The sequence below is a fragment of the Pseudomonas sp. genome (assembly GCF_030147005.1).
GTDB lineage: Bacteria > Pseudomonadota > Gammaproteobacteria > Pseudomonadales > Pseudomonadaceae > Aquipseudomonas.
Window position 1 is genome coordinate 55652 of record NZ_JASLAW010000064.1, and the last position, 8032, is coordinate 63683.

The following is an 8032-nucleotide window of genomic DNA, read 5'->3' on the forward strand; positions in this document are numbered from 1 at the left end:
CAACCACCTTGTACTGCTCCTGCAACTTACGTTATCAGTGTCACGACCTGAACCAACGCACCCGTTGATGATGTCGCCACTTGATCTGGACGCTCCATGAGCGTCGCCGCTTCTCAAACTGTAAAAGCGGGCCAGTACCGGCCCGCTCAATACCGCATACAGACTCAGTCCACAGCTGCCAAACCCATAACTTCCTTGAGCACAGCACAGGTTTTATCAATCTCGGAAGCTTCAAGCGTCGGATGCACGAGAAACATGAGGCTGTTTTCGCCCAGTTCTTTAGCGATAGGGAGTCTATTTGCAGGACGCCATCCTGTGTTGTCGAATGCCTTTTCCAAGTACACCTCGGAACATGAACCCGAGTAGCACGGCACACCACGCGCGTTGATCTCGGACAGAAGACGATCACGGCTCCACTCTGGCTTTAACTGCGCAGGTTCGACGAATACGTAGCATTTGTACGCTGCATGCACTGTATCTTCAGGAATGGCCGGAACTCGAATTCCTTTCAAACCCTTGGCACAGTCCCAAATGCGGTGCGCGTTAGCCAAACGGCTGGCTTGCCATGCAGGCATCCGGCGCAATTGAATGCGACCAATAGCACCCTGCACCTCAAGCATACGCCAGTTGGTACCAAACCCCTCGTGTACCCAGCGGAATCCTGGCGGATGCTCGCGCTCGTACACCGCCTCCCAGCTTTTACCATGATCCTTGAAAGCCCACATTTTCAGCCATAGGGACCGATCATTGGTTGTGACCATGCCACCCTCACCGCCGGTGGTCATGATCTTATCCTGACAGAACGACCATGCGCCGATGTGGCCGATAGACCCTACTGGGCGACCTTTGTAAACGGCGCCGTGCGCCTGGGCACAATCCTCGATCACTTTCAGGTCATGCGCTTCAGCCAAAGCCATGATCGGATCCATGTCACACGACCAACCGGCCAAGTGAACGCAGATAATTGCCCGGGTACGTGGGGTGACGACAGCGGAAATGGTGTCGGCGGTGAAGTTTTGCGAGTCGCGATCAACATCAGCGAATACCGGGACGGCACCAGCGTTAACAATACTGGATACCGAAGCGAGGAACGTGCGCGACGTGACGATAACCTCGTCGCCCGTACCAATGCCCAATGCCAGCAATGCCAGATCAAGCGCCACAGTGCCGTTTGCCAACGCAACGGCATATTCAGTACCTGACCAAGCGGCAAACTCTTTTTCAAATTCGCGGCATTCTTTGCCAGTCCAATAGTTCACCTTATTGGAAAGGATGGCATCGCGTACCGCGTCGGCTTCTTCAATAGTAAAAGAGGGCCAGGGAGAAAAGGGTGAATTCAGCACAACACAGTACCCGTTAATTTCGATGAGAAAGTAAGGAGCGCAGTAAGCGTCCGTTCGTCTGCCGCAATAGCTATAACAACTGAGTTCAACACACTGAAAATGCTTGCCTATCGTGGCCTAGCGGGTACGCCAATGACAGTCTGCGAGTCCGCAACATCGCTGACTACCGCCGCACCAGCACCCACCGTCACATGAGTGCCAATCCGTATGGACTGCCTGACGCAGGCGCCTATGCCGATCCAGCTCATGTTACCGACCTGTACAGTGCCTGCCAGTCTTGCCCCCGGGCTGATATGGACGGCTTCCCCAAGCACGCAGTCGTGATCAATACTACACCCAGTATTAAGAATCGCACCTAAACCGATTTGCGCACCGGCATTCACCACTACACCTGCAAAAGCCACCGATCCCACCCCTATCGCAGCATGACGACTGATAGTTGCCTGTGGGTGGATCAGCGAAACCAACCGGGCCCCTTCCCTCGCAAGCTCCATCAGCTTTGCATGACGCACCGTATTGTTGCCGACGGCAACTACGACACCTTCATAATCCCCAGCATGTCTCAGCAAAATTGAGGCATCGCCTACGATACGCCAATCACCGTTCGTCTCACGTCCTGACCAGTTGTCTTCAAAAAACTCTACGACGTCCCAGCCACAACACTCTGCCGTATCAGCAACAACCTTCCCGTGGCCCCCGGCGCCGACAATGGCCAAGCGCTTCATTATTGACGCCCCGTAAACTTCGACATCGTCGCCTCGCCATCGGCACTGATGCCTTCGCGGATAACCACTTTCTTCAAGGTCAGGAAAACAATCTTCAAATCCAGCCAAATGCTCTGGTTATCGACGTACCAAACATCGAGTTTGAATTTATCTTCCCAACTCAAAGCATTACGTCCGTTAATTTGGGCCCAGCCAGTTACGCCTGGGCGAGCTTCATGACGCCGATATTGTTGCACGCTATAAAGCGGCAGGTATTCCATTAATAGCGGGCGCGGTCCAACCAAACTCATTTCGCCTTTTAAAACATTCCATAAGCCCGGCAGCTCATCCAGGCTGCTCGAACGCAGGAACGAGCCAAGCGCAGTCATGCGTTCGGAGTCAGGGAGTGGATTGCCATGGACATCGCACGCATCTTTCATTGTGCGAAATTTGATCATTTCAAAGGGTTTGCCATGCAACCCTGGACGTATCTGACGAAACAGCACAGGAGCCCCCAGCTTACGGCGGACTTGCCAGGCGACAAGGGCAATGACCGGCGAAAGCAACAACAGCCCCAAAAAAGACGCAACTATATCAAACAACCGCTTAAGCATCTGGCAATCCCACACTCAGTCCTGATATTGACACTCTAACTTCGATGGCTGTCACTGACCATCCTTCCCAGCCAGCCGCTTGAACACCACCGCAAAGCTCTCAACACCCTTGCGCAAAGACAAGTTGGCGCGGTAGAAATCACGCCCTTTTTCAGACATCGCCGTGCGCTCAGCAGGTGTTGCGTCCATCAATTTATCAACTGCATCAACCAACGAATTCGGGTTCTGTGATTCTACGACATAACCACAGCCACTTTGGGTGACCAGATCTGCCGCATCACCCTCCACGCCCATTAGCAACGGCTTGCCTACCGCCATGTAGGCCTGCGTCTTGGAAGGTATGGTGATGGTAAACAACGGGTCTTTTTTAAGGTGGACCAGTAATGCATCCGCGTTGCTCAGGTAGTTACCGACCTGGGTCATGGAAACCGCAGGAAGGAACACCACATTATTCAGCCCCTCATCACCAGCCCTTTGCTCCAGCCGCTCGACCTCGACACCACCACCTAGAAATACAAAAACCATGGCCTTGTCGCGTGACTGCAGGATTTTGGCTGCGTCTAGCACCGAGTCGAGCGCCTGGGCTTTACCCATGTTCCCGGCAAAAAGAACACGAAAGCGCGACGCGTCCGGAAAACCATCCGAAATCCTATCGGTGCTTGCCGTGATCTGATCTTCGGCGCACCAATTATAAATAACCTCGATCTTGTTTTCAGGCACATCACGTTCGATCAGTAAACGTTTGAAACCCGGCGACAGGACCACCAGTTGATCAACATGGCGATAGACCCAGTCGCAAACTTTTGAAACGACATTCAATGCCTTCTCGTTTGAGAACATTCCGGTTGCCCGCAACGTATCAGGCCACATATCCTGAATGTCGTAGACCACTGGCACACGACGAAAAAACCGGATGAAAATAGCGGCAATACCCACGGTCAAGGGCGGGTGATAGGCGTAAATAACATCCGGACGTTTTGCTCCGAACAAACCGTAAAGCAAACTTGTTACCGCAAAGCTTATATAGTTCGCGACGCGGCCCAAGCCGCTCTGACCATGACTCGGATACAAAGGCAGTCGTGTTATTTTGACTCCATCAATTACTTCTTTCTGAACCAAGCGCATCTTGAAGCCCGGATAAATTTTACCGCCTGGGTAGTTAGGAAAACCAGTGACCACCTCAACGTCAAACCCTAGCTTCACCAGCTCTCGTGCAAAAACCAGTCCTTTGAATGTGGGTTCCGGATCGAACCACTGAGTCAAAAGCAAAACACGAACTGCCATTTAATTAATACCTTTTCCACACTATACGCATAACATAATCGCGATAGCTGTGAATGATCCGAACGACCTTAGCGGCAACGTTTGGCATGCTGTAATCTGCGACAAGACGCAAAGTACGATCAGCCCCGCGCTGCTGACTGTCAAGCAACTGCAGGCCCTGCATCACTCGCTCCACTTCCAGGCCTACCATCATCACCGCGGCCTCTTCCATCCCTTCTGGGCGCTCATGAGCTTCGCGCAGGTTCAGAGCGGGGAAGTTTAGAATTGACGATTCTTCATTGATAGTACCGCTGTCAGACAGCGCGGCCTTGGACTCCAGTTGCAGCTTGTTGTAATCCTTGAAGCCCAACGGTTTGAGCAACTGCACATTTTCATGAAATGTGATGCCCAGTGCGTCAACACGTTTCTGCGTACGAGGGTGGGTTGAAACAATCACTGGGTAGCCGAAATGCTCGGCTACCGAGTTCAACACATCCACCAACTTCAGGAAGTTTTTATCGGAATCGATATTCTCTTCGCGGTGCGCGCTGACCACAAAGAACTTGCCAGCTTCAAGACTCAGGCGCTCAAGAATATCAGACGCCTCAATGCCTGAACGATAGTACTGAAGCACTTCAAACATCGGGCTGCCAGTTTTGATAACCATGTCTGGCGACAAACCTTCTCGCAGCAGGTAATCACGCGCAATGGTACTGTACGTCAGGTTGATATCTGCAGTGTGGTCAACAATTCGGCGGTTGATTTCTTCTGGCACGCGCATATCAAAGCAACGATTACCTGCTTCCATATGGAAGGTCGGAATCTTGCGACGCTTCGCCGGAATAACAGCCATGCAGCTATTGGTATCCCCGAGCACCAACAACGCTTCAGGGTTCACGTCTGCCAGTACCCGATCGACTGCGATGATAACATTACCGATCGTCTCCGCGCCGCTGGCACCTGCAGCATTTAGGAAGTGATCAGGTTTACGTATACCCAGATCGTCAAAGAAAATTTGATTTAGTTCGTAGTCATAATTCTGGCCGGTATGAACGATAATATGCTCACAGTGTTCATCCAGGGCCGCCATGACACGAGAAAGACGGATAATTTCAGGCCGAGTTCCTACAACAGTCATCACTTTCATTTTTTTCATAAAACCTCCTTACTATTATAGTCAGCTTGTTATGCTGTACCCACAGCCAGCGCATAAGTATCCGGTAGAGCTCGGTCAAATATTTCATTCGCCCAAAGCATAACAATCATTTCATCCTGACCAATATTAGTAACGTCATGAGTCCAACCCGGAACAGTTTCAACAATTACAGGTTTCTCGCCGCTTGTATGCAGCTCATAAAATTCACTAGTTATAATATTCCTAAACTTAAAGCTTGCATTGCCACGTATAACTAAAAATTTCTCAGTTTTGGTGTGATGGTAGTGACCACCCCGAGTGATACCAGGATGAGCGGTAAAGTATGAAAACTGTCCAGCATTCGGTGTTTTGAGCATTTCAACAAACACACCACGAGGATCACCGTACTTCGGCACCTCATAGGTGAAGTTTTCTGGCGGAAAGTAGCTCAGATAGGTAGAGTAAAGCGCCCGGGTAAGACCAGTGCCCACTGGTTCCGTGATCAATGTAGTACGACTTTCATGAAACGCATGCAGCGTTGCAGACAAATCACCTACAGTAATTTGGTATTGCGGGTTGACCTCTACAAATGGACTCGACGTTTCCAAGCCGTCCATCACATCCATAAAACATTTGATGACATCATCAATATATACAAGTGTAATTTTCGCGGAGGGGTCATTGATTTTTACAGGCAAGCCCCTTGCAATATTGTAGCAAAAAGTTGCAACAGCCGAATTATAATTAGGACGAGCCCATTTACCAAATACATTAGGCAGTCGAAACAAATGCACGGCAGAACCATGAATGGAAGCCAGCTGTTTCAGAATATCTTCTGCTCCACGCTTACTTTCCCCATAAGCATTGTCTTGCTCTGCTTGTGTTGAAGACGTGTATATAATCGGAATTTTGCGCCCGCTAGCAATTACAGCGTCTGCGAGCAAACGGGTGAGATCAGTATTCCCTGTCTTGAACTCTTCAATTTCTTTAGGGCGATTGACACCAGCCAGATGAAAAATAAAGTCTACTTGCTTTACTTTCTCGGAAAGGCTTTGACGGTCGTCGTCACGAGAAAAGCGAAAAATTTGAATGTCTTTTCGCTCTGACAAATGAATGGCCAAGTTCTGTCCGACAAATCCATTTGCGCCAGTAATTAGTACTTTCATCATCATTCCTCAGGTGTCGCGTGCTCACCACGTTGAATCGCTTGCATGAAGTCAAGCTTGAGCAACAGACGTTTCATACCCTCGACATCAAGACGTTCAGTGTTATGTGAGTTATAGTCTTCAGTATGAGAAATTTTTTCTTCTCCCTGCTCAACAAATTTACTGTAATTCAAGTCACGCAAGTCAGGTGGCACACGGAAGTAATCGCCCATGTCCTCGGCGCAGGCCATTTCTTCTCGACTCAGAAGAGCTTCATACAGTTTCTCTCCATGGCGTGTACCAATAACTTGGATAGGGTGATCGGGCTTACCAACGAGGGAGGTTAATGCACGAGCAAGTGTTTCAACCGTCGCAGCAGGTGCCTTCTGCACAAAAATATCACCGTTATTCCCATGCTCAAACGCATAAAGAACCAAGTCAACTGCATCTGCTAGTGTCATCATGAAACGCGTCATGTTAGGGTCTGTAATCGACAACGATTGCCCAGCACGAATCTGCTCAATAAACAGAGGGATAACGGAACCACGAGACGCCATTACGTTGCCGTAACGGGTTCCACAAATAACTGTTGAGTTGTCATTACGGGACTTTGCAACCATAACCTTTTCCATCATGGCCTTGGAAATACCCATGGCATTGATAGGATATACAGCTTTATCCGTGCTAAGACAAACAACGCGTTTGATATTATTTTGAATGGCGGCTTCTAGTACATTGTCCGTCCCTAAGACGTTGGTTTTAACCGCTTCCATAGGATGAAACTCGCAAGAAGGAACTTGCTTGAGTGCCGCGGCATGGTAAATAAAGTCAACACCACGAGTGGCGTTCAAAACGCTTTGAAAGTCGCGAACATCTCCAATATAAAATTTTAATTTAGCGCTATTATAACGCTTACGCATATCGTCTTGTTTCTTTTCATCTCGACTGAACACACGAATTTCTTTCAGATCCGAATCCAGAAAGCGCTTCAACACTGCATTCCCAAAAGAACCCGTACCACCAGTAATCATCAAGGTGGCATCTTTAAAAACATTAGTCATATATGTATCTCCTTACAAAACAGAAGTGATTGTTTCTCTTGCTTTTTCGACAGTTAGGCGCTCTTCATAATATCGACGCCCCGCTTGGCCCATCGTTTTTCGTAGTGACGGGTCTAAAGCCAATTTGGTCAGTTTCTCATGTAAAAGCTGACTGTTACCCGCTATTACGGAAAAACCTGCTTTGATATCATTCTGCAAAATACTTCCAAAATCGGTCACCGCGTCGAGCGAGGCTAGGATCGGTAGAGATACCTTGAAGTAATCCACGGACTTGGAAGGAAAACTTGGCACACTGAGTTTGCTCGACAGGGAGATCAAGCCAATATCACTGGCTTGAACTACGCTCTGGTACTCCTCACGAGGTACGTAATCTAAAAAAATCACATTCGTTAGGCCCTGATTGAAAGCTCTACTTTCGAGGCGCTCACGCTCAGTGCCTTTACCTATGAATAAAAAGCAAACATTATCGTTTGCATCAAAGCTTAATTTCGCCAAATCTAATATATTTTCAAGCTCTTGGACAATGGACATTGCCCCTCCATATACCGCAATAACCCTATCCATTGGTAGCTTGTATTTCGCTCTGATAAATCCCTTGTCAACAGGCTCTACGGTTTTCACTTTCGCCCAAAGAGGTAGTATCTCCACGCGAGATGGATCCACACCGGAAAAATTTTCCAGCAAAAACTTAATATTCCCCTTTGTCATGCAACCAATACGATCAAAGGAACGGTACATCATATTTTCAAGGCGCTGAAAGAACCAAA

At 48.9% G+C, this 8032-nt stretch carries 8 protein-coding genes; all 8 read right to left on the bottom strand.

Going from position 1 to position 8032, the window contains the following annotated elements:
- Window positions 1-164 precede the first annotated feature (164 nt).
- Window positions 165-1343, bottom strand: a complete 1179-nt coding sequence (locus Q1V60_RS06215; RefSeq protein WP_300628434.1) for a DegT/DnrJ/EryC1/StrS aminotransferase family protein — start codon at window positions 1341-1343, stop codon at window positions 165-167.
- Window positions 1344-1450: 107 nt separating this feature from the next.
- Window positions 1451-2068 carry an acetyltransferase gene (locus Q1V60_RS06220; protein ID WP_300628436.1) on the bottom strand — a complete coding sequence of 206 codons (618 nt, stop codon included), beginning with the start codon at window positions 2066-2068 and terminating at the stop codon, window positions 1451-1453.
- Window positions 2068-2661 (bottom strand): sugar transferase, encoded by a 594-nt coding sequence (locus Q1V60_RS06225; RefSeq protein WP_300628438.1) that lies wholly within the window; start codon window positions 2659-2661, stop codon window positions 2068-2070. Before Q1V60_RS06225 ends, Q1V60_RS06220 begins: the two co-directional genes overlap by 1 nt.
- A gap of 51 nt (window positions 2662-2712) precedes the next feature.
- Entirely contained in the window at window positions 2713-3945 is a 1233-nt protein-coding gene (locus Q1V60_RS06230; protein ID WP_300628440.1) for a glycosyltransferase family 4 protein, read from the bottom strand.
- Window positions 3946-3949: 4 nt separating this feature from the next.
- The gene (wecB, locus tag Q1V60_RS06235; RefSeq protein WP_300628442.1) at window positions 3950-5080 is read right to left on the bottom strand and encodes a UDP-N-acetylglucosamine 2-epimerase (non-hydrolyzing); all 1131 of its coding nucleotides are present in this window, start codon (window positions 5078-5080) and stop codon (window positions 3950-3952) included.
- Between the two features lie 29 nt (window positions 5081-5109).
- Window positions 5110-6225 carry an NAD-dependent epimerase/dehydratase family protein gene (locus Q1V60_RS06240; RefSeq protein WP_300628445.1) on the bottom strand — a complete coding sequence of 372 codons (1116 nt, stop codon included), beginning with the start codon at window positions 6223-6225 and terminating at the stop codon, window positions 5110-5112.
- A 2-nt stretch (window positions 6226-6227) separates the two neighbouring features.
- Window positions 6228-7265: a polysaccharide biosynthesis protein gene (locus Q1V60_RS06245; RefSeq protein WP_032877172.1), complete on the bottom strand. Its 1038-nt coding sequence runs from the start codon at window positions 7263-7265 to the stop codon at window positions 6228-6230.
- Window positions 7266-7277: 12 nt separating this feature from the next.
- The coding region (locus tag Q1V60_RS06250; RefSeq protein WP_300628449.1) for a glycosyltransferase family 4 protein at window positions 7278-8032 on the bottom strand (755 nt) is incomplete at its 5' end.